The organism is Blastococcus sp. CT_GayMR20 (assembly GCF_004570345.1).
Genome location: NZ_SPQM01000091.1, coordinates 1 through 19,560, shown reverse-complemented (window position 1 = coordinate 19,560; position 19,560 = coordinate 1). Strand labels below are relative to the sequence as shown.

Annotated in this window: 20 protein-coding genes and 1 pseudogene; 9 read left to right on the top strand and 12 right to left on the bottom strand. The window is 73.5% G+C overall.

The genetic code is table 11. The features are described from left to right. Window positions 1-958 (bottom strand): annotated as a pseudogene (locus tag E4P40_RS18595) (GGDEF domain-containing protein); the annotation flags it as partial. 112 nt (window positions 959-1,070) lie between these two features. Between E4P40_RS18595 and pheA the strand changes: the two are divergent. After that, on the top strand, window positions 1,071-2,006 hold the full coding sequence (pheA, locus tag E4P40_RS18590) for a prephenate dehydratase (RefSeq protein WP_135159996.1): 936 nt from the start codon (window positions 1,071-1,073) through the stop codon (window positions 2,004-2,006). A gap of 60 nt (window positions 2,007-2,066) precedes the next feature. Here pheA and E4P40_RS18585 read toward each other — a convergent pair whose 3' ends face one another. The 4 genes from E4P40_RS18585 to E4P40_RS18570 all read right to left on the bottom strand — a co-directional run bounded on the left by E4P40_RS18585 (window position 2,067) and on the right by E4P40_RS18570 (window position 6,407). Then, on the bottom strand, window positions 2,067-4,169 hold the full coding sequence (locus E4P40_RS18585; RefSeq protein WP_135159995.1) for an MMPL family transporter: 2,103 nt from the start codon (window positions 4,167-4,169) through the stop codon (window positions 2,067-2,069). 100 nt (window positions 4,170-4,269) lie between these two features. After that, window positions 4,270-4,608: a co-chaperone GroES gene (locus tag E4P40_RS18580; protein WP_245160428.1), complete on the bottom strand. Its 339-nt coding sequence runs from the start codon at window positions 4,606-4,608 to the stop codon at window positions 4,270-4,272. A gap of 24 nt (window positions 4,609-4,632) precedes the next feature. Next, window positions 4,633-4,980 (bottom strand): metallopeptidase family protein, encoded by a 348-nt coding sequence (locus E4P40_RS18575; protein ID WP_135159994.1) that lies wholly within the window; start codon window positions 4,978-4,980, stop codon window positions 4,633-4,635. Further along, on the bottom strand, window positions 4,977-6,407 hold the full coding sequence (locus E4P40_RS18570; RefSeq protein ID WP_135159993.1) for a GuaB1 family IMP dehydrogenase-related protein: 1,431 nt from the start codon (window positions 6,405-6,407) through the stop codon (window positions 4,977-4,979). Before E4P40_RS18570 ends, E4P40_RS18575 begins: the two co-directional genes overlap by 4 nt. Window positions 6,408-6,556: 149 nt before the next feature. On the opposite strand from E4P40_RS18570, the gene serS reads away from it, so the two are divergent. The 4 genes from serS (at window position 6,557) to E4P40_RS18550 (ending at window position 11,315) form a co-directional block, all read left to right on the top strand. Next, the gene (serS, locus tag E4P40_RS18565) at window positions 6,557-7,852 is read left to right on the top strand and encodes a serine--tRNA ligase (RefSeq protein ID WP_135159992.1); all 1,296 of its coding nucleotides are present in this window, start codon (window positions 6,557-6,559) and stop codon (window positions 7,850-7,852) included. After that, the gene (locus E4P40_RS18560; protein ID WP_135159991.1) at window positions 7,849-8,772 is read left to right on the top strand and encodes an HAD family hydrolase; all 924 of its coding nucleotides are present in this window, start codon (window positions 7,849-7,851) and stop codon (window positions 8,770-8,772) included. The genes serS and E4P40_RS18560 overlap by 4 nt, the downstream gene beginning before the upstream one ends. Beyond that, a complete protein-coding gene (locus E4P40_RS18555) occupies window positions 8,765-9,568 on the top strand; it encodes a Cof-type HAD-IIB family hydrolase (RefSeq protein WP_135159990.1) in 804 nt (267 codons plus the stop codon). Before E4P40_RS18560 ends, E4P40_RS18555 begins: the two co-directional genes overlap by 8 nt. A 97-nt stretch (window positions 9,569-9,665) precedes the next feature. After that, the gene (locus E4P40_RS18550) at window positions 9,666-11,315 is read left to right on the top strand and encodes a methyl-accepting chemotaxis protein (RefSeq protein WP_135159989.1); all 1,650 of its coding nucleotides are present in this window, start codon (window positions 9,666-9,668) and stop codon (window positions 11,313-11,315) included. 53 nt (window positions 11,316-11,368) lie between these two features. On the opposite strand, the gene E4P40_RS18545 is transcribed toward E4P40_RS18550, so the two are convergent. Then, window positions 11,369-11,653 (bottom strand): hypothetical protein, encoded by a 285-nt coding sequence (locus E4P40_RS18545; RefSeq protein WP_135159988.1) that lies wholly within the window; start codon window positions 11,651-11,653, stop codon window positions 11,369-11,371. A 118-nt stretch (window positions 11,654-11,771) separates the two neighbouring features. Further along, window positions 11,772-12,326, bottom strand: a complete 555-nt coding sequence (locus tag E4P40_RS18540) for a bacterial proteasome activator family protein (protein ID WP_135159987.1) — start codon at window positions 12,324-12,326, stop codon at window positions 11,772-11,774. A gap of 126 nt (window positions 12,327-12,452) precedes the next feature. On the opposite strand from E4P40_RS18540, the gene E4P40_RS18535 reads away from it, so the two are divergent. From E4P40_RS18535 to E4P40_RS18525, 3 genes are read left to right on the top strand one after another with little or no spacing between them, the layout of a single operon-like run. Beyond that, complete coding sequence (locus E4P40_RS18535) at window positions 12,453-12,962, top strand: hypothetical protein (RefSeq protein ID WP_135159986.1); 510 nt, start codon at window positions 12,453-12,455, stop codon at window positions 12,960-12,962. 47 nt (window positions 12,963-13,009) lie between these two features. Then, window positions 13,010-13,537: a sigma-70 family RNA polymerase sigma factor gene (locus tag E4P40_RS18530; RefSeq protein WP_167762293.1), complete on the top strand. Its 528-nt coding sequence runs from the start codon at window positions 13,010-13,012 to the stop codon at window positions 13,535-13,537. Next, window positions 13,534-14,166: a zf-HC2 domain-containing protein gene (locus E4P40_RS18525; protein WP_167762292.1), complete on the top strand. Its 633-nt coding sequence runs from the start codon at window positions 13,534-13,536 to the stop codon at window positions 14,164-14,166. The genes E4P40_RS18530 and E4P40_RS18525 overlap by 4 nt, the downstream gene beginning before the upstream one ends. A gap of 3 nt (window positions 14,167-14,169) precedes the next feature. Here the strand turns inward: E4P40_RS18525 and E4P40_RS18520 are convergent, their stop codons facing one another. Further along, window positions 14,170-15,162 (bottom strand): NAD(P)H-quinone oxidoreductase, encoded by a 993-nt coding sequence (locus tag E4P40_RS18520; RefSeq protein WP_135159985.1) that lies wholly within the window; start codon window positions 15,160-15,162, stop codon window positions 14,170-14,172. Between the two features lie 207 nt (window positions 15,163-15,369). Between E4P40_RS18520 and E4P40_RS18515 the strand changes: the two genes are divergently transcribed. Further along, the gene (locus E4P40_RS18515) at window positions 15,370-16,239 is read left to right on the top strand and encodes a hypothetical protein (RefSeq protein ID WP_135159984.1); all 870 of its coding nucleotides are present in this window, start codon (window positions 15,370-15,372) and stop codon (window positions 16,237-16,239) included. 81 nt (window positions 16,240-16,320) lie between these two features. On the opposite strand, the gene E4P40_RS18510 is transcribed toward E4P40_RS18515, so the two are convergent. From E4P40_RS18510 to E4P40_RS18495, 4 genes are all read right to left on the bottom strand, one after another. Beyond that, window positions 16,321-17,922 carry a 4-coumarate--CoA ligase family protein gene (locus E4P40_RS18510; protein ID WP_135159983.1) on the bottom strand — a complete coding sequence of 534 codons (1,602 nt, stop codon included), beginning with the start codon at window positions 17,920-17,922 and terminating at the stop codon, window positions 16,321-16,323. Between the two features lie 87 nt (window positions 17,923-18,009). Then, window positions 18,010-18,441 carry a PaaI family thioesterase gene (locus E4P40_RS18505; RefSeq protein WP_135159982.1) on the bottom strand — a complete coding sequence of 144 codons (432 nt, stop codon included), beginning with the start codon at window positions 18,439-18,441 and terminating at the stop codon, window positions 18,010-18,012. Window positions 18,442-18,525: 84 nt separating this feature from the next. After that, window positions 18,526-18,912 carry a VOC family protein gene (locus E4P40_RS18500; protein ID WP_135159981.1) on the bottom strand — a complete coding sequence of 129 codons (387 nt, stop codon included), beginning with the start codon at window positions 18,910-18,912 and terminating at the stop codon, window positions 18,526-18,528. Between the two features lie 182 nt (window positions 18,913-19,094). Continuing rightward, on the bottom strand, window positions 19,095-19,560 hold a 466-nt coding region (locus E4P40_RS18495), incomplete at its 5' end, for a dihydropteroate synthase (protein WP_167762291.1).

Below are 19,560 nucleotides of genomic sequence, written 5' to 3'. Positions count from 1 at the left end.
GCCGGTAGCGGCGGCGGTCCCCGGAGGCCACGAACGCGCCGGCGGCCTCCACGAGCAGGCCGATCGCCTCCTCGCCGGTCGCCGCGTCGTCGTCGCGCTGGGCGATCCGGGAGAGCAGCCGGGCCAGGGCGAGGCCCGTGTAGGCGCGCAGCCACAGGCTGCCCTCGGCCTCGACCCTGCGCCGGACCCGCCGCAGCGGGCCCAGGGCGTCCTCCAGCTCGTCGGAGCACGTCAGGGCCCACGCCTGGACGACGTCGAGCAGGTCGGCCTCGGCCTGCTCGGGCTCCCAGCCGAGGTCGCGGGCGGAGATCGCGCAGGCGATGGCCTCGACGGCGAGCAGCCGCGACCGCGTCAGGTCACCGCGGCGGCGCAGCGTCTGGGCGAGCTCGGTGTGCATCTGGGCCGACAGCAGCCGCATGCCCCACTGGTCGGCGGGTTTCCGCAGCGCCGCCGCGACGTGCTGCCCGCGCATGGCGTGGGCGACGGCGAGCTCCTCGAGGTCCAGCCCGGCGAGCGTGAGGGCAAGCCAGCGGTGGGCCTGCAGCAGCTCCCACGACGGCGAGGCGGCGGGGGCCTCGGTGAGCAGGCTGGCATCGACGGCCAGCAGCATCGCGGCGTCGAAGTGGTCGGCGGCCACCTCGACGTGCCCGAGGTAGGCCATCGCCAGGGCGGTGTCGATCGAGGGCTCGCACTTGTCCAGCGACTCGCGGGCGGACGACGCCGCGGCGGCGGCCGCCTCGGCGTCGTTGTCGATGACCGCACGGCGGGCGGCGAGTGAGTGGCGCCACGTCGTCCACTGCGGTGCGGTGGACTCCGCGAAGGCCGCCGTGGCCTCCTCGAGGAGGGGGAGCAGCGTGGCGCTCTCCTCGCGGACGCTCGCGCTCAGCAGGCGGAGCAGCACGGCCGAGAGGTCGCCGGAGGATGCGTCGGGCGCACGGCGTGCCGGGCCGGGACTCACGCATCCCCTCCACTCTCGGTCTCGTCCGGCCCACGGGCCGGGTGTGCCGGTAGCGAGGCAGCTTCCCCCGGGCGGAGCACGTGCTCCGACCCGCCCGCACTACCCTCGTCGGATGCCTGAGACGCCTCCGACGCGGTTCGCCTATCTCGGGCCCGAGGGTACCTTCGCCGAGGCCGCACTCATCAGTGCCGTTGCCCATTCGGAGGGAGCCCGGCAGCCCCAGCCGAGCGTCGGGGCGGCCCTGGCAGCCGTGCGGTCCGCAGCTGCGGACGTCGCACTGGTCCCGATGGAGAACTCCGTCGAGGGTTCGGTGCCCGCGACGATGGACGGCCTCGCCGACGGCGCTCCGCTGGTGATCACCCGCGAGGTGTTCATGCCGGTCGCGTTCGTGCTCGCCGCCCGGCCCGGGGCCTCGCTGGGCGACGTCCGCTCGGTGGCCAGTCACCCGCACGCGCTCGCCCAGACCACCGGCCGGCTCGCGGAGCTGCTGCCGGGGGTCGTGCCACTGCCCACGTCGTCCACGGCCGGGGCCGCCGCGGCCGTCGCGGCGGGGGAGTTCGACGCCGCCGTGTGCGCCTCCATCGCCGCCGAGCGCTACGGACTGGTGCCGCTCGCCGAGGACGTCGCCGACCACGCCGGCGCGGTCACCCGGTTCGTGCTCGTCGCGCCGCCGGGCGAGCTGCCGCGGCCGACCGGCAACGACAAGACGTCGCTGGTCGCCGTCGTCGGCGACCGCACCGGCGCGCTGCTGGAACTGCTGAGCGAGTTCGCCGTCCGCGGGATCTCCCTGACGCGCATCGAGTCGCGCCCCACCCGCCAGCGCCTCGGCGTCTACTCGTTCTCCCTCGACTGCGAGGGCCACATCTCCGACCGGCGGGTGGGGGAGGCGCTGGCCGCGCTGCACCGGGTGTGCGACGACGTCCGCTTCCTCGGCTCCTATGCGCGCGCCGACGGTCGCGACAACAAACCGGTGCCGGAGACGGCGACCGATCCGGCGTTCGACGACGCCGAGGGGTGGCTGGCCGCGATCCGCAACGGCTCGGTCTAGCGGAAGGACCCCCTGCCCCCACCCCTCGCAAGCTCGCGGCGGGACCCTGCAGGGGGCCGGTCAGACGGTTTGGAGCTCGCGTTCCGGCTCGGCCGCCGTCGGTCCCTCGGCGAGCCGGCTCGGCCACCAGACCCGGTCGCCGATGATCGCCACCGCGGCGGGCACGACCAGCGACCGGACGACGAAGGTGTCGAGCAGAACGCCGAAGCCGACCAGGAACGCCATCTGCGCGAGGAACAGCAGCGGCAGCACCGACAACGCGCCGAACGTCGCCGCGAGCACCATCCCGGCGGAGGTGATGACGCCGCCGGTCACGGCCAGCGCCCGGAGGACGCCCTTCCTGGTGCCGTGCCGCGCCGACTCCTCGCGGGCGCGCGTCATCAGGAAGATGTTGTAGTCGATCCCGAGCGCCACGAGGAAGACGAACGCGATCAGCAGGATCGCCGGGTCGCTGCCGGGGAAGCCGAAGACGTTCTCGAACACCAGTGCGGCGACCCCGACCGTCGCGCCGACGCTGAGCACCACGGTCGCCACCAGGAGGACCGGCGCGACGAGCGAGCGCAGCAGCAGCGCCAGCACGATCAGGATGACGACCAGCACGCTCGGCACGATCACCCGCAGGTCTCGGGCGCCGCTGTCGCGCGCGTCGAGGTTGCTCGCCGTCTCACCGCCCACGATCGCCTCCGGGTCGGCGTCGTCCAGCGTCGTCCGGAGGTCCTGGACGGCCTCCACCGCCGCGGTGCTGTCGGGAGCGACGGCCAGCGTCGCGTCGAGCCGGACCCGGCCGTCGACGACCAGCGGCTCGGCGCCGGGCAGCGGCGGGCCCGCGGTGAACGGGACGACGGAGGCGATGCCCTCGGTGGCCGCGGCGGTCCCGGCCACCTCCTCCCAGGTCTCCTGGGGAGTGATGATGATCGTCGGGCTGGCGGTCCCGGCGTCGAAGTGCCGGCCGAGGGCCTCCTGCCCCGCGACGCCGTCGGACTCGCCCTGGATCGCGTCGGAGATGGGGATGCCGTCGGCCTCGTAGCCCGGTGCGAAGACCGCGGCGGCGAACAGCACCGCCAGGCTCCCGGCGAGCACGCGGCGCGGACGGCGGCCGACGAGGGCGGCCACGCCCTCCCATCCGCGGCCGGCCTTCGGCTCGCTGCCGAACTGCGGGCGGAACGGCCAGAAGGCGGCCCGACCGAGCAGCAGGAGGGCGGCGGGCAGGAAGGTCAGGGCGGCGAGGACGGCGAGGGTGACGCTGACCGCCGAGATGGGGCCGAGCCCGCGGTTGGAGCCGAGGTCGGAGAGCAGGAGGCAGAGCACGCCCAGCACGACGGTGGCGCCGGAGGCCACGATCGGCTCCCAGGACTGGCGCAGCGCGATGCGCATCGCGGTGTACTTCGACTCCTCCAGGCGCAGCTCCTCCCGGAAGCGCGCCACCAGCAGGAGGCCGTAGTCGGTCGCCGCACCGACGACGAGGATCGCGGCGATGCCCTGGCTCTGCCCGTTGACGGTGATCACGCCGCCGTCGGCGAGCAGGTAGGCGACCGCGGTGGCCGCCGTCAGCGCCAGCCCCGCGGTGGCGATGACCAGCAGCGGGAGCAGCGGGCTGCGGTAGACCACCAGCAGGATGACCAGGACGACGCCGAACGCGGCGAGGATCAGCAGGCCGTCGATGCCCTCGAAGGCGCTGGAGAAGTCGGCGAAGATGCCGGCCGGCCCGGTGACGAAGGAGTCGGTGCCGTCGATCTCGACGGCGGCGCGCAGGTCGTCGACGACGGGCAGCAGGTCGTCGCTGAGATCGGGGCTCAGCGGCAGGAACGCCTGGACGGCCTCGCCGTCCTCGGAGGGGATCAGCGGAGTCGCCGGCCCGGCCAGGGCGTCGGCGTCCTCCGCCACGGCGGTCGCGTCCTCCAGTCGCTCGCCGATGTCGGCCAGCGCGGCGTCGTCGATCCCGTCGGGGTCCTCCCAGAGCAGGACGGCGGGGATGGACTCCACCGGCTGGAAGCCCGACTGCAGCTCCTGCACGCGGGTGGACTCGGCGCTGTCGGGGAGGAACGACGCGACGTCGTTCTCCTGCAGCCCGGTCAGCTTCGCGCCGAGGCCGTTGAGGGGACCGGCCGCGCCGAGCCACAGCAGCAGGACGACCAGGGGGAGGAGCCAGCGGGCGCGGGGCATGGAGATCCTTCGGCTCGGCAGGAGGAGCGACACTGGGAGTACGCGCTGCGACTTCGCCTCTCGGATGCGGCGCGGATGCGCATGAGCGCACAGTCGGGGCCTAGAGGTAGAGGCCGGTCGATTCCTCGATGCGCTCGGCGGCCACGGCGTGCACGTCGCGCTCGCGCAGGATGATCAGGTCCTCGCCGTGCACCTCGACCTCGTGCTGGTCCTCGGGCGAGAAGAGCACCTGGTCGCCGACCTTCACCTGCCGCACGGATGCGCCGACGCCGCGCGCCTCGCCCCACACCAGCCGCTTCGCCACCTGGGCGGTCGCGGGGATGAGGATGCCGCCGCTCGAACGACGGTCGCCGTCCTCCTTGCGCAGAGCCACCAGGATGCGGTCGTGCAGCATCTTGATCGGCAGCTTGCCGGCCGCGGCGACGATGTTCTCGGGCACGGATCCAACGCTACGTGATGGGCCTCAACCCCAGCCGAGCTCGTGGAGGCGGTCCTCCTCGATCCCGAAGTGGTGCGCGATCTCGTGGACGACGGTGACGGTCACCTCGTCCACGACGTCGTCGGCGGTCTCGCAGATGTCGCAGATCGCCTCCCGGTAGATCATGATCCGGTCCGGCAGGTCGCCGCCGTACTGCCAGCCGCGCTCGGTCAGCGCGTAGCCCTCGTAGAGCCCGAGCAGGTCCGGTTCCTCGGGATTGCGGTCCTCCACCAGGAACACGACGTTGTCCACGAGCTTCATCAGCTCCGGCGGCACCTCGTCCAGCGCGTCGGCGACCAGCCCCTCGAAGACCTCGAGCGGGAGCGGCTTCACCAGCTGGTGGGCAGCGGCCGGCCCTCCTCGTAGCCGGCCGAGCTCTGCACCCCCAGGACGGCGCGCTCGTGCAGCTCCTCGACGGTCCGCGCGCCCGCGTAGGTGCACGAGGACCGCACGCCGGCGACGATCTGGTCGATCAGGTCCTCGACGCCGGGGCGGGCCGGGTCGAGGTACATCCGCGAGGAGCTGATGCCCTCCTCGAACAACGCCGCCCGCGCCCGCTCGAACCCCGACGCGGTGGCCGTCCGGGCCTTGACCGCGCGGGCCGACGCCATCCCGAACGACTCCTTGTAGAGCCGGCCCGCGTCGTCGTGCATGTCCCCGGCGCTCTCGTAGGTGCCGGCGAACCAGGACCCGACCATCACGTTCGCGGCACCGGCGGCCAGGGCGAGGGCGACGTCGCGGGGGTGGCGGACGCCGCCGTCGGCCCACACGTGCCGGCCCAGGTCGCGCGCGGCCTCGGCGCACTCCTCGACCGCGGAGAACTGGGGCCGGCCGACGCCGGTCATCATCCGCGTGGTGCACATGGCGCCCGGGCCGACCCCGACCTTCACGACGTCGGCGCCGGCCTCGATCAGGTCGCGCGTGCCGTCGGCGGTGACCACGTTGCCGGCCACGACCGGGACCGACCCGGTCACCGAGCGGACGGCGCGGACCGCCTCGACGGCCTTCTGCTGGTGGCCGTGCGCGGTGTCGACCACGAGCACGTCGACGCCCGAGGCGAGCAAGGCGCTCGTCTTGCCCGCGACATCGCCGTTGATGCCGACGGCCGCCGAGGTGAGCAGGAAGCCGTCGGCGTTCACCGCCGGCAGGTAGAGCGCCGACCGCAGCGCGCCCTTGCGGGTGATCACGCCGACCAGGCGCTCGCCCTCCACGACCGGCGCCGCGCTGACCCGGGCGTCGGTCAGGACGTCGAAGATCTTCGGCAGGTCGGTGCCGGCCGGGATGGTCAGCGGGTCGTGCGCCATGACCTGCGAGAGCTGGGTGAACCGGTCGACGTCCTGGCACGCGCCGTCGGTGACGACGCCGACCGGGACCCCGTCCTCGACGACCACGACGATGCCGTGCGCCCGCTTGGTCAGCAGCGCCAGCGCCTCGCCGACGGTGGACGTCGGCGACAACGTGATCGGGGTGTCGTAGACGGGGTGCCGGGACTTGATCCACGACACCACGTCGCTGACGACGTCCACCGGGATGTCCTGCGGCAGGACGGCGAGCCCGCCGCGGCGGGCGACCGTCTCCGCCATGCGCCGTCCGGAGATCGCGGTCATGTTGGCGACGACGACGGGGATCGTCGTCCCCACCCGGTCCGGGGTGGTCAGGTCGACCTCGAGGCGGGACCCGACCGAGGACCGCGCCGGCACCATGAAGACGTCGGCATAGGTGAGGTCGTGGGGCGGTCGGTTGCCGTCCAGGAAGCGCATGGAGTGCATTGTTCCTGACGCGAGGTCGCCTGCGATGGCTTCCTCGGCGCGGAGGCCGACGGCCTCCCGACGCGGAAGTCGGTCGCGCTCGTCGCCACGGGGCGGGGCTCCTGGCCGCGGTGTCACCCGGAGGGTGACAAAATCACACAGTGATCGACCTGCGACTCGTCCGCGAGAACCCCGACGCCGTCCGTGCCAGCCAGCGGGCGCGGGGTGCCAGTGACGGACTCGTGGACGACCTGCTCGCAGCCGACGCCGACCGGCGTGCGCTGGTCAAGAAGGTGGACGACCTGCGCGCCGAGCAGAAGGCGGCGTCCCAGGCGGTGCGGACGGCGAACCCCGAGGAGCGGCCCGACGTCCTGGAGCGGGCCAAGAGCCTCGCGGCCGAGGTGAAGAAGGCCGAGGAGGAGCTCCGCGACGCCGACGCCGCGCTGCGGGCGGTCCACCTGAGGATCCCGAACGTCGTCGCCGACGCGGTGCCGCCGGGCGGTGAGGACGACGCGGTCACGATCCGCACCGTCGGCGAGGTGCCCACCTACGACTTCCCGGTGCGCGACCACATCGAGATCGGCGAGCTGCTCGGCGCCATCGACATGGAGCGGGGCGCCAAGGTGTCCGGCTCGCGGTTCTACTTCCTCACCGGGCCGGGCGCGCTGCTGGAGTTCGCCCTCGCGCAGGCGGCCATCAGCCGGGCGGTGACGGCCGGGTTCATCCCCGTCGTCGCGCCCGCGCTCGTGCGCCCGGAGGCCATGGAGGGCACCGGCTTCCTCGGCGAGCACGACGAGGAGGTCTACCGGATCGAGCGCGACGACCTGTACCTCGTCGGCACCTCCGAGGTGGCCCTGGCCGGCATGCACAGCAACGAGGTGCTCGACCTCAGCGCCGGGCCCCGCCGCTACGCCGGCTGGTCGTCCTGCTTCCGCCGCGAGGCCGGCTCGTACGGCAAGGACACCCGCGGCATCATCCGCGTGCACTGGTTCGACAAGGTCGAGATGTTCAGCTTCGCCCGGCCGGAGGACACCGAGGCCGAGCACCTGCGCCTCCTGCAGTGGGAGGAGGAGTTCCTCCAGGCGCTCGAGCTGCCGTACCGCGTCGTCGACATCGCCGCCGGCGACCTCGGCACCAGCGCCACCCGCAAGTACGACATCGAGGCCTGGTTCCCGACGCAGGGCACCTACCGCGAGCTGACGTCGACGTCGGACTGCGCCACGTTCCAGGCCCGCCGCCTGAACATCAGGTACCGCGACGCCGACGGCAAGCCGCAGACCGCCGCCACGCTCAACGGCACCCTCTGCGCCATCGCCCGCACCATCGCCTGCCTGCTGGAGGTCCACCAGCAGGCCGACGGCTCGGTGCACGTGCCCGTGGCGCTGCGCCCGTGGCTGGGCGGCGTCGACCGGCTGACGCCGGGGATGAGCCTGCGCGGCGCGGTGCCGCCGGCATGACCGGGCAACCGCCGAAGGCGCTCAAGGCCTACGGCGCCCTGCCCGATGCAGACCGTGTGATCGAACCCGGCGACCTGGGGTCCTGGCGCCCGAAGCTGGTCGCCACCGACCTCGACGGCACCCTGCTCGACTCGGCCGGTGAGGTCAGCCCGCGCACGCGCGCGGCACTGGAGGCCTGCTGGGACGCAGGCATCCCCGTCGTCGGCGTGACCGGCCGCGGTCCGCGGTTGCTCGACAGCGTCCGGGTGGCGCTCGACGGGCGGGGCATCGCGGTGCTCGCGCAGGGCGGCTTCGTCGTCGACCTGGAACGCGACGAGGTGCTGCGGACCGTCGCCCTGCCGCGCGACCAGGCCGCTGCGGTCATCGCGAGCATCGAGGCCGTCGCGGGCGAGCTCATCGTCGCCGTGGAGGACGCCGCCGAGCAGGGCGAGATCCAGAGCGCGCTCCGTGTGCAGCACGGCTTCGACTGGCCCTATCCCGAACCGGCGCACCTGCTGCCGCGCAACCAGGTGCTGCCCAGCGGGGCCGTCCTCAAGGTGTTCCTGCGCTCGTCGACGGTCGGTCAGGACGAGCTCCTCGCCCGGGCGAAGCGGGTCGTGGACCCCGTCGACGCCGAGGTCACGCACGCGGGGCTCGGCTTCATCGAGGTGCTGCCGCCCGGGATCACCAAGGCGTCCGGGCTCGCCGTCGCCCTCGATCGCTACGGCTCCACCCACCCGGGCCTCGGCTTCGGCGACGTGCTGGTCTTCGGCGACATGCCGAACGACCTGCCGATGATCGCCGCGGTCTGCGAGGCCGGCGGCCGGGCGGTCGCGGTGGCCAACGCTCATCCCGCCGTGCGTGCGGCCGCCCCGGAGGTCACCGGCGGCCACGACGCCGACGGCGTGGCCCGGTACCTCGAAGCGGTGCTGCATGTCTGACTGGCGCCCGCGCCTGATCGCCACCGACATGGACGGCACGCTGCTGCGCTGGGACGACACGGTCAGCGAGGCGACGGTGCTCGAGCTCGGGCGGTGGCGGGACGACGGCGTCCCCGTCGTCCTCGCCACCGGCCGGCCGCCGCGGTGGATGCGCCGCATCCGGGAGGTCATCGACGACGGGACGGCGGTCTGCTGCAACGGCGCCGTGCTCCTCGACCTCGAGCGGTTCGAGATCGTCGACGAGGACCCTCTGCTTCCCGACGTCCTGCAGTCGGTCACCGCCGAGCTGCGCCGCCGCCAGCCGGACACGTGGTTCGCCGTCGAGTACGGCCTGGAGTTCCGGCACGAGCCCGTCTACCGGCCGCGCTGGGACGTCGACGCCCCCGGGGTGGCCGAGGCGACGCTCGAGGACATGATCACCGCACCGGTGGCCAAGCTCCTGGCCCGGCACGAGGACCTGCCGCGCGACGAGTTCGTCTCGCTGGTCGAGGACGTGGTGGGCGACCGGGCGACGGTGACGAACTCCTCGACCGACGCGCTCGCCGAGATCTCCGCGGCGGGTGTCACCAAGGCGTCCGGCCTGGCCAAGGTCGCCGCCCGCCACGGCGTCGCCCCCGAGGACGTCGTCGTCTTCGGGGACATGCCCAACGACATCGCCGCCTTCGAGTGGGTGCGCGCGGCCGGCGGTCGGGCCGTCGCGATGGAGCACGCGCACCCGGACCTGCTGGCCGTCGCGACCGACGTCACCGGGAGCAACGAGGACGACGGCGTCGCGGCGTTCCTGCAGTCGCTCTGACGCCCGCGGAGTCTGCCGGCCCGCATGGGTCCGTTCGCACCGCGGACTGCCGATTCCCTGGGGAGACCACACCGGCACTCCGAGGAGCGATCAGCGCATGGACCACACGCAGGAACCCGATCTCGAGGTCACCGGCGAGGCCACGCCGGAACCTGCGCGGCGGCGCGGACTCGCCGCCCTGGGCCTGCGCAGCCGCCTCCTCGGCGCCATCCTCGTCGTCGCCCTGACCACGGTGGGCGTCGGCGCCTTCGGCATCCAGCGGATGTCGGACCTCAGCGACAAGGCCGACCAGGTCTACACCGACGGCGCCGCGCCGCTGGACGCGCTGCGCCAGATCCAGTCGGCCTGGTGGGAGTTCTCCGCCCAGACCGCCCGCGCCAACATCCCCGGCCTGCCGGCGGCGACGATCGCGAACTCGCGTGCGGGCGCGACCGACGCGATGCAGCGGCTGACCGCGCTGTCGGAGACGGTCTCGACGATGCCGCTGACCCCCGCCGCGCAGGCCGCGTTCGGTGAGTTCACCACCGCGGTGCAGACCTACGTCGGCGCGCTCACCCAGCTGCAGCAGGCCGGCCTCGGTGCGTCGCCGGCCGTCATGGGCCCGCTGCTGCAGACGATGAACAGCACCGAGGCGATCATCCACGAGTCGCTGGTCGCCGCTACCGACGCCGCAGCCGCTGCGGCCGCGGCCACCGCCACCGCGGCCGCCGACGCCAACGAGCAGGCCCGCACCCTGACGCTGATCATCATCGCCGTCGGGTTGGCCATCGCCGTCGTCCTCGCGGTGCTGGTCGCGCGCGGCGTGACCCGTCCGGTCCAGCGGATGCGCGAGGTGCTCGGCCGGGTCGCCGAGGGTGACCTCACCGTGCGCGCCGGCCGGACCGGCGGTGCCGAGCTCGGTGAGATGGCGGCGTCGCTCGACGACACCCTCGACTCGATCGGCAGCGTCCTGCTCCTGGTCAGCGACTCGTCGACCCGCCTCGCCGCGGCGTCGCAGCAGCTCAACGACGCGGCGCAGGGCATGCGGGAGAACGCCGCGAACGCGGCCGCGCAGGCCGACGCCGTCGTCACCTCCGCCGGTGACGTCGCGTCCAGCGTGGACACGGTGGCCGCCGGCTCCTCCCAGATGGAGAGCGCCATCCGGGAGATCGCCCACAACGCCACCGAGGCGGCCCGGGTCGCCGGGTCCGCGGTCACCGTCGCCGAGAACACGACGGCCACGGTCGGCAAGCTCGGCGACTCGTCGCAGGAGATCGCCACGGTCATCAAGCTCATCAACGGCATCGCCGAGCAGACGAACCTGCTGGCCCTCAACGCGACCATCGAGGCCGCGCGCGCCGGGGAGGCCGGCAAGGGCTTCGCGGTCGTGGCCAGCGAGGTCAAGGAGCTCGCGCAGGAGACCGCGCGGGCCACCGAGGACATCTCCGCCCGGGTCGAGGCCATCCAGGCCGACACCGCCGGAGCCGTCGAGGCGATCAGCCAGATCAGCGCGGTGATCGGGGAGATCAACGACTTCCAGGCGACCATCGCCGCGGCGGTCGAGGAGCAGACCGCGACCACGAACGAGATGAACCGCAACGTCGCCGGTGCGGCCAGCGGATCCCAGGACATCGCCGCGGCGATCTCGGGGCTGGCGGCCGGCACGCAGGAGACGACCTCGCGGGTCGAGGACGCTCAGCGCGCGGCCGGCGAGCTGGCCCGCATGAGCGGGGAGCTGCAGCAGGCGGTCAGCCGCTTCACCGTCTGAAACAGCACGACGGCGCCGTCCCCTCGGGGGACGGCGCCGTCGGCGTGTCGGTCTCAGGCCTCGGAGAGGACGCAGACGACCAGCACGATGCTGATCACGAGCGCGATGACGCCCAGGACGACGCCGGCGACGGCCAGTCCCGTCTTCGCGCCGCTGCGGCGGCCCTGGGCGACGCCCACGCCACCCAGGACGACGCCGAGGATGCCCAGGATGATGCCCGCGAGCGGGAACCACGAGAGCAGGGCCCCGAGCAGGCCGGTGACGAAGCCGGCGATGCCGATGCCACTGTTCTGACCCGTTGCGCCGGTCGGGGCAGGGGCGTGCTGGTCGGTGCTCACGAAGTCCTCCTCGGACGGCCGGGATGTCCGGCCCGAGCCACGAAGGTCGCCGTCCACGGGGGCCGCTGCAACCTGAGGAGGAACGTTTCACCTGGTCGGGGGACCGACCGGTACCGGATCAGAGGTACTGGCCGCCCCCGGGGCGGAAGTCGGGCTGCTGGCCCGCGGACTGCCCGCCGGGCAGCGCCTTGCGGCGGATCTCCTCCAGCTGCGCACGGGCGGCCATCTGCTGGGCGAACATCGCCGTCTGGATGCCGTGGAAGACGCCTTCCAGCCAGCCGACCAGTTGCGCCTGGGCGATCCGCAGCTCGGCGTCCGACGGGGTCTCGCCCTCGGTGAACGGCAGGGTGATCCGCTCGAGCTCCTCGCGGAGCTCCGGTGCCAGGCCCTCCTCGAGTTCGCGGATCGAGGCCGCGTGGATGTCGCGCAGCCGGTTGCGGCTCGCGTCGTCGAGCGGCGCCGCGCGCACCTCCTCCAGCAGCTGCTTGATCATCGTGCCGATCCGCATGACCTTGGCCGGCTGCTCCACCATCTCGCTGACGCTGAGAGCGCCGTCCTGGCCGTCGTCGTCCTCGGAGCCGTGCGGCAAAGCCAGGGCGCCGACCGGCTGCCCGTCAGGGCCCACGACGACGACCTGCTGCGGACGCTGGCTGCCGTTCCCGGGTGCAGTCATGCCCCCATCCTCCCCCTCGGGTCCGACAGAGCGGGCGCCTGGTCGGTGAACCGGGGGAGACCGGCGTGCGTGCTCCCTGGTGTCGGTGCCCGCACGGGTCGGGCCCGCCGACGGAGGGAGCTCCCCATGCGGACGACGTCGATCCTGACCACCGTCCTGGCCGCCGGCGCGCTGCTGCTCGCCGGCTGTGGTTCCGGCGACGAGGGCGGCGACGCCGGTGCGGGCGGCGAGGCGTCGTCGCCGGCGGCGGCAGAGGCCGAGCTGGGCACCGCCGACAGCGACCTGGGCACGATCGTCGTCGACGCCGACGGCATGACCGTCTACGTGTTCGACAAGGACACCCCGGGTTCGGGCGAGAGCACCTGCACCGGCGGCTGCCTGGAGGCCTGGCCGCCGGTCACCACCGACGCCGACAGCCCGGTGGTCGACGGGGTCGACGGGGACGTCGGCACGATCACGCGGGACGACGGCACGAAGCAGGTCACGCTCGACGGGTACCCGCTGTACTACTGGCAGGGCGACTCGGCCGAAGGTGACACCACGGGCCAGGGCGTCCAGGGCGTCTGGTGGGTCGTGGGCCCGGACGGCAGCAAGATCAGCGAGACTGCCGCACCGGCCGCCGGCGACGGATACTGAGCGCTCGTCCGAGGAGTGCCCGCCATGAGCCGATCGCGCAGCGTCCCGTGACGAGGGCGCGCGACGGCGGGACGGCCGAGCGGGAGCTGCGTGCCCTCTACGACGCGCACGCCCTCGCGCTCCTCGGCTACGCGCTGCGGCTGTGCGACGGCGACCGCGCCCTGGCGGAGGACCTGGTGCAGGAGACCCTGGTCCGCGCCTGGCGGCACCTGGACCGGCTCGATCCGAGCGCCGCACCCGTCCGACCGTGGCTGTTCACGGTCGCCCAGCACCTGGCCATCGACGCCCACCGCGCCCGGAAGTCCCGGCCACCGGAGGTCGGCGACGCGGCGCTGGCCGCCGTGCCCGGCCTGGACCGCATCGAGAACACCCTCGACCGGATCATCATCACCGACGCACTGCAGTCCCTGTCGCCGGAACACCGTGCGGTGATCGTCGAGACCTACTACCGCGGCCGGAGCGTCGCCGAGGCGGCCGCCGTCCTCGGGGTGCCGCCGGGAACGGTGAAGTCCCGCTGCTACTACGGCCTGCGCGCGTTGAAGCTGGCCCTGGCCGAACGGGGGGTGACGACGTGACCTGCTCCGACGCCACGGTCGCGCTCGGCGCCTACGTGCTCGGGGCGCTCGAGCCGGACGAGCGGCAGCAGGTGGAGGAGCACGTCCGCACCTGCCCGGCCTGCGCCGCGGAGCTGGCGGGCCTCCGGTCGCTGCCCGGGCTGCTGGAACGGGTGCGCCCGGAGGACCTGCTGCCGGTCCCCGTGACGCCGTCCCCCGACCTCTTCGCACGGACGGCGGCCGCCGTCGGGGCGGAGCGGCCGCGGACGCTGCGCTCCCGCACGTGGGCGCTGGCCGCGGCGGTGGTGCTCGCCGTCCTCGGGATCGGTGCCGGGGTGACCGTCTGGGCCACCGGGCAGGGGGAGCAGACCGCCAGTGCGACGTCCGGTCCGGTGCGCGTGAGCGTCACCGCCAGCCCGGCGCGCGACGGCAGCGCGATCGAGGTCACCGTCGCGGGCCTCCGCCCCGGCGAGACCTGCGGACTCGTCGCGTTCGATCGCGACGGCCGGCGGTACGACGCCGGGACGTGGCCCGCCTCGTCCGAGGGCGACGGGACGTGGACGGGATGGGCGGACGTCGACTCCGGCGCGCTCGCCGGCGCGGTCATCCTCGGCGACGGGGGCCGGGAGCTGGCGCGCGTGACCTTCTGAGCCTCAGCTGTCGGTGAGGAGCAGGACCTTGCCGATGTGCTCGCTGGCCTCCAGGACGGAGTGCGCCTCGGCGGCCCGGGACATGGGCAGCCGGCGGTCGACGATCGGCCGGACGACGCCCCGCTCCACGTCGGGCCACACGTCGTGCAGCACCGCCGCGACGATCTCGGCCTTGCCGCCGGGACCGGTGGCGGGCCGGAAGCGGAGGCTCGTCGCCGCCACCGATCCGCGCTTGCGCATCAGCGCGCCGAGGTCGAGCTCACCCTTGGTCCCACCCTGGAAGCCGATCGAGACGAGCCGGCCACCGGTGGCCAGCACTTCCACGTTCCGGCCCAGGTACTTGGCGCCCATGTTGTCCAGGACGACGTCGACGCCGGCGCCGTCGGTCTCCTCCCGGATCCGCTCGACGAAGTCCTCCTCGCGGTAGTTGATGGCCACCTCGGCCCCGAGCTCGCGGCAGGCGTCGAGCTTCTGCGCCGTCCCGGCGGTGGTGAACACCCGCGCCCCCGCACGGGCGGCGAGCTGGATGGCCATGGTGCCGATCCCGCTGGACCCGCCGTGCACGAGGAAGCTGTCGCCGCGCCGGAGGCCGGCGAGCAGGAAGACGTTCGACCAGACCGTGCAGGTGACCTCCGGCAGGGCCGCGGCGGTCGCCAGCTCCACGCCGGACGGGCGGGGGAGCAGCTGCCCCGCCGGGACGGCGACGCGCTCGGCGTACCCGCCGCCGGACAGCAGCGCGCAGACCTCGTCGCCGACCGACCAGCCGGTCACGCCCTCGCCGACCTCGCTGATCAGGCCGCTGCACTCCAGGCCGAGGATGTCGCTCCCGCCGGGCGGCGGCGGGTAGAACCCCTGCCGCTGCAGGAGGTCGGCGCGGTTCACCGCCGTCGCGGCGACGTCGACGACCACCTCGCCGGGCCCGCACACCGGGTCGGGCACCTCGGCCCACTCGAGGACCTCCGGACCACCGGGTTCGCTGATCGTCACCGCGCGCATGGGCCCGACCTTAGGGCCCCTCCACGGCACCCATGACGGACCGATCCTCCTCGCTGACCGTCGGGAGCGGCGCGCCGCCGGTCCCTGATGGAGGGTCGTCGGCGCGATCGTGCGGACGGTTCGGTCCGGCGTCAGTGCCAGGCTCGCCGGGAGCCGCCGGCACGCGCCGCGGGATCCGCGGCCCCGGCGGTCGCCCGGAGGTACGTCATGACCGCCGCTCCCCCACCGCCCTGGACGACGGCACCCGCCCCGCGCTGGGGCGCCGGACGCATCGTGGCCCTCGTCCTCGGGCTCCTGCTCCTCCTGCCCGGCCTCGGACTGCTGCTGGGTGGTGGAGTCCTGCTCTGGGCCGACTCGGCGGAGCGGAACGACGACGGGTACGTGTTCTCCGAGCGGGACGCGTTCGCGACCGACCAGTTCGCGCTCATCAGCGAGCGGATCGACCTGGCCACCGGTGCCGACTGGGTGCCGTTGTCCGCAGCCCTGGGAACGGCCCGCCTGGAGGTCACGGCCAGCGGGTCCACGGACGAGGTGTTCGTCGGGATCGCGCCGGTGAGTGACGGGGAGGCCTACCTGGACGGCGTCGGGCGCACCGTCATCGACGACCTCGGCTTCGACAACCCGACGCAGACGACGACGTCCGGCGACGCCCCGTCCGGTCCGCCGTCGGACGAGGACTTCTGGGTGGCGCAGAGCAGTGGTGCCGGCACGCAGTCGGTGAGCTGGGTCCCGGCCGACGGCAGCTGGATGCTCGTGGTCATGAACGCCGACGGATCGGCCGACGTGTCCGTCGACGCCCGCATCGGTGCCACCGTGCCGGCCCTGGGGGGTCTGGGCTGGGGACTGCTCGGCTCGGGTGCGTTCCTCACGCTGCTCAGCGTCGCGCTGCTGGTGATCGCGATCCGCCGTCCCGCCCGCTACGCGGGACCCCCGGCTCCGGTCCCGGCGGCCTACCCGCCGGGCGGACCGCCGCCGCCCTGGACCCCACCGGTCCCCGCGGACCGCACCACGGCCGCCGACGCGCGGCCGGACTCCGCGACGACCGGTCCGCCGCCGCGCGGACCGGAGACCGGCTGACGGACCGGCTGCCGGGGTGGCTCCGGAGGGCTCCCCGGCAGCCCCTCGGCCCCGGCAGGGTGGGGGCCGAGGGGCCGCATGTCAGGCGCGGGCCTTGAGGTCCTTCCGGAGGATCTTCCCGGCCGCGGACTTCGGCACGGTGTCGATGAACTCGACGAACCGGATCTTCTTGTGCGGAGCCACCTTCTCGGCCATGTACGCCATGACGGCCTCCTCGGTGAGCTCGGAGCCCGGCGTCCTGACGACGAAGGCCTTGGGCAGCTCCTCGCCGGTGTCCTTCTCGGGGACGCCGATGACCGCGGCGTCGGCGATCTCCGGGTGGCCCAGCAGCACGGCCTCGAGCTCGGCCGGCGCCACCTGGTAGCCCTTGTACTTGATCAGTTCCTTGACCCGGTCCACGACGGTGTAGACGCCGTGGTCGTCGACGATCGCGACGTCGCCGGTGTGCAGCCAGCCGTCGCTGTCGACGGTCTCCCGGGTCGCCTTCTCGTTGTTGAGGTAGCCCTTCATCACCTGCGGGCCGCGGATCCACAGCTCGCCCCGCTCGCCGTCGGCGGCGTCCTCACCGGTGGACGGGTCGATCAGCCGGCACTCGGTGTTCGGGATGGCGTAGCCGACGGAGCCCTTCGGCACCTGGTAGCCCTCGCTGCCGGGGGGCTCGTGCCCGGGGTCGGGCGTGGTGTGCGAGACCGGTGACAGCTCGGTCATCCCGTAGCCCTGGGCGACCGTGACGCCGCCGTCGGCGCCCTTGCGCAGCCGCTGCTCCACCGCCAGGGCGAGCTGCTCGTCCAGCGGCGCGGCGCCGGAGAGGATCGACCGCAGCGACGACAGGTCGTACTGGTCGATCAGTGGGTGCTTGGCGAAGGCGACCAGGATCGGCGGCGCGACGAACGCGCGGGTGATCTTGTAGTCCTGGATGGTCCGGAGGAAGTCCTCCAGGTCGAACCGCGGCAGCGTGACCACCGTCGCGCCCCACTGGAGGCCCTGGTTCATCAGCACCGTCAGGCCGTAGATGTGGAAGAACGGCAGGACGGCGATGATCTTCTCGTCCTCCTGCAGGTCGATCAGCGCCCGCGTCTGCGCCACGTTCGCCACCAGGTTGCGGTGCGTGAGCATGACGCCCTTGGGCAGGCCGGTCGTGCCGCTGGAGTAGGGCAGCGCGACCAGGTCGTCCGCCGGGTCGATGTCCACCTGCACGCTCGGTGCGTCCGCCCCGAGCAGGTCGAACAGGTTCGCGTGCCCCTCCATGCCGTCGAGCACGACGATCTCGTCGAGCGGCGTCTTCTCCGCGGCGGCCGAGGCGCGGTCCATGAACAGCGAGATGGTGATGAGGATCTTCGCGCCGGAGTCCTTCAGCTGGAAGGCGATCTCGTCGGGCGTGTAGAGCGAGTTGATCGGCGACATCACGCAGCCGGCGGCCGCGATGCCGTGGAACACCACCGGGTACCAGGGCGTGTTCGGGCAGAAGACGGCGACGACGTCACCCTTGCGCAGGCCGCGGGCGTGCAGGTTCGCGGCGACGCGCTCGACATAGGCCGCGAGCTGGCCGTGGGTGATCGCGTCGCCCTTGAGGCCGTCGATCAGGGCGGGGGCGTCCGGGCGCTCCTTGCCGGCGGCGAGGACGAACTCGGGAACCGGCAGGTTCGGGATCTCGACATCGGGATACGGGCTGGCCAGGGCCACGGGGCTCCTCCTCAGTGCGGATGTGGCGCCAGTCTCACATTGCGCGTGTCGCGCGCCACAGGGGGGTTACCCGCCGGTTCGCCCGTTTCACGTCCCGCGCGGCCAGAGGACCGACTGGGTGCAGCGGAACAGGGCGATCGTGCGGCCGCTGCCGGCGTTCGTCACGACGGCGTCCCAGACCTGCGTCGTGCGCCCCGCGTGGACGTTCGTCGCCACCGTGGTGATGCGTCCCTCGCGAGCGGTGCCGAGGAAGTTCGACTTGAGCTCGATCGTGGTGAACCCCGTGGATCCCTCCGGCAGGAGGGCGCGGCTGGCCAGCCCGCAGGCGGTGTCGGCCAGACCCACGACCGTCGCCGCGTGCAGGTAGCCGTTGGGCGCCAGCAGCTCCGGGCGGACGTCGAGGGCGGCCTCCAGCCGGCCGGGCTCGTGCGCGGTGATGGAGAGCCCGAGCAGGCCCGGCAGCGTGCCGGGGAGGATCGCGTTGAGCTCGTCGGCGGTGCTGAACCCGGTGGCGGCCATGCGGTCACGCTAACGACCGGCCTCGCCGTGGTGCCGCCGTCCTCGCGCTGGAACGTGCGGACGGCGGCCCTCGCGCGCGGTTCGTCAGGTCTGGGATGCGGTCTCCCAGAGGCCCATCACGTTGCCCTCCGGGTCGGTGAAGTAGGCGGCGAAGCCCATGTCGCCCACCGGCGTCTTCCCCACGACGGTGGACCCGCCCGCCTCCTCGATCTTGATCAGCTTCGCGTCGATGCTGTCCACGTCGACGACGATCACCGGCCCGCGGGTCGCGGCCTGCTCGCGGGCGAGCATCCCGCCGTTGATGAAGCCTGACTCCGTGGGGCCCTTGTCGTCGCTGGGGCCGGACATGACGATCGTGTAGCCCATCTCCGGCATCTCCATGACCTGCCAGTCGAAGAGCTCCTTGTAGAAGCTGCGCGCACGGTCCCCGTCGTCGAACGGGATCTCGAAGTGGACGACGCGACCACTCATCTCCGGCACCTCCCGGGTGGGTTCCTGGGCCTGACGCGGCGCAGGCTAGACCCGCTGGTGCAGGCGCGGAAGTGCGTGGCGCCGCGGCCCGCTGCCGTCCTGGCTCACCTGGTGGGGTCCTGGCTCACCGTCCATCCTGAGCCAGGACCCCTGATGATCAGGTGACCTGATCATCATCGCGGTCAGGCGAGGCCGCGGACGGTGCGCACCGGGGGGCGGTCGCCGCGGATCGCGGCGACCATGTCGAGCGTCTGGCGGGTCGCCGCGACGTCGTGCGCCCGGAACACCCGCGCCCCGAGCCACGCGCTGACGGAGGTCGCGGCGAGGGTGCCGGTGAGCCGCTCCTCCAGCGGGACGTCGAGGGTCTCGCCCACGAAGTCCTTGTTCGACAGGGCCACCAGCACCGGCCAGCCGGTCGCGACCAGTTCGCCGAGGCGGCGGGTGGCCTCCAGCGAGTGCCGGGTGTTCTTGCCGAAGTCGTGCCCGGGGTCGACGAGGACGCGGTCGCGGTCCACGCCCGCCGCGACGGCGGCCTCGGCGAGCGCCGTCGACCTGGTGACGATGTCGGCGACGACGTCGTCGTAGGCGACCCGGTGCGGCCGGGTGCGCGGCGGCAGCCCGCCGGCGTGCGTGCAGACGATCCCGGCC

What these genes read in the sequence shown, in the direction of transcription:
- pheA (WP_135159996.1), top strand. Translation starts at nt 1,071, where the DNA reads ATGCCTGAGACGCCTCCGACGCGGTTCGCCTATCTCGGGCCCGAGGGT.
- E4P40_RS18585 (WP_135159995.1), bottom strand. Translation starts at nt 4,169, where the DNA reads ATGCCCCGCGCCCGCTGGCTCCTCCCCCTGGTCGTCCTGCTGCTGTGG.
- E4P40_RS18570 (WP_135159993.1), bottom strand. Translation starts at nt 6,407, where the DNA reads ATGCGCTTCCTGGACGGCAACCGACCGCCCCACGACCTCACCTATGCC.
- E4P40_RS18560 (WP_135159991.1), top strand. Translation starts at nt 7,849, where the DNA reads ATGACCGGGCAACCGCCGAAGGCGCTCAAGGCCTACGGCGCCCTGCCC.
- E4P40_RS18555 (WP_135159990.1), top strand. Translation starts at nt 8,765, where the DNA reads ATGTCTGACTGGCGCCCGCGCCTGATCGCCACCGACATGGACGGCACG.
- E4P40_RS18550 (WP_135159989.1), top strand. Translation starts at nt 9,666, where the DNA reads ATGGACCACACGCAGGAACCCGATCTCGAGGTCACCGGCGAGGCCACG.
- E4P40_RS18540 (WP_135159987.1), bottom strand. Translation starts at nt 12,326, where the DNA reads ATGACTGCACCCGGGAACGGCAGCCAGCGTCCGCAGCAGGTCGTCGTC.
- E4P40_RS18535 (WP_135159986.1), top strand. Translation starts at nt 12,453, where the DNA reads ATGCGGACGACGTCGATCCTGACCACCGTCCTGGCCGCCGGCGCGCTG.
- E4P40_RS18520 (WP_135159985.1), bottom strand. Translation starts at nt 15,162, where the DNA reads ATGCGCGCGGTGACGATCAGCGAACCCGGTGGTCCGGAGGTCCTCGAG.
- E4P40_RS18515 (WP_135159984.1), top strand. Translation starts at nt 15,370, where the DNA reads ATGACCGCCGCTCCCCCACCGCCCTGGACGACGGCACCCGCCCCGCGC.
- E4P40_RS18505 (WP_135159982.1), bottom strand. Translation starts at nt 18,441, where the DNA reads ATGGCCGCCACCGGGTTCAGCACCGCCGACGAGCTCAACGCGATCCTC.
- E4P40_RS18500 (WP_135159981.1), bottom strand. Translation starts at nt 18,912, where the DNA reads ATGAGTGGTCGCGTCGTCCACTTCGAGATCCCGTTCGACGACGGGGAC.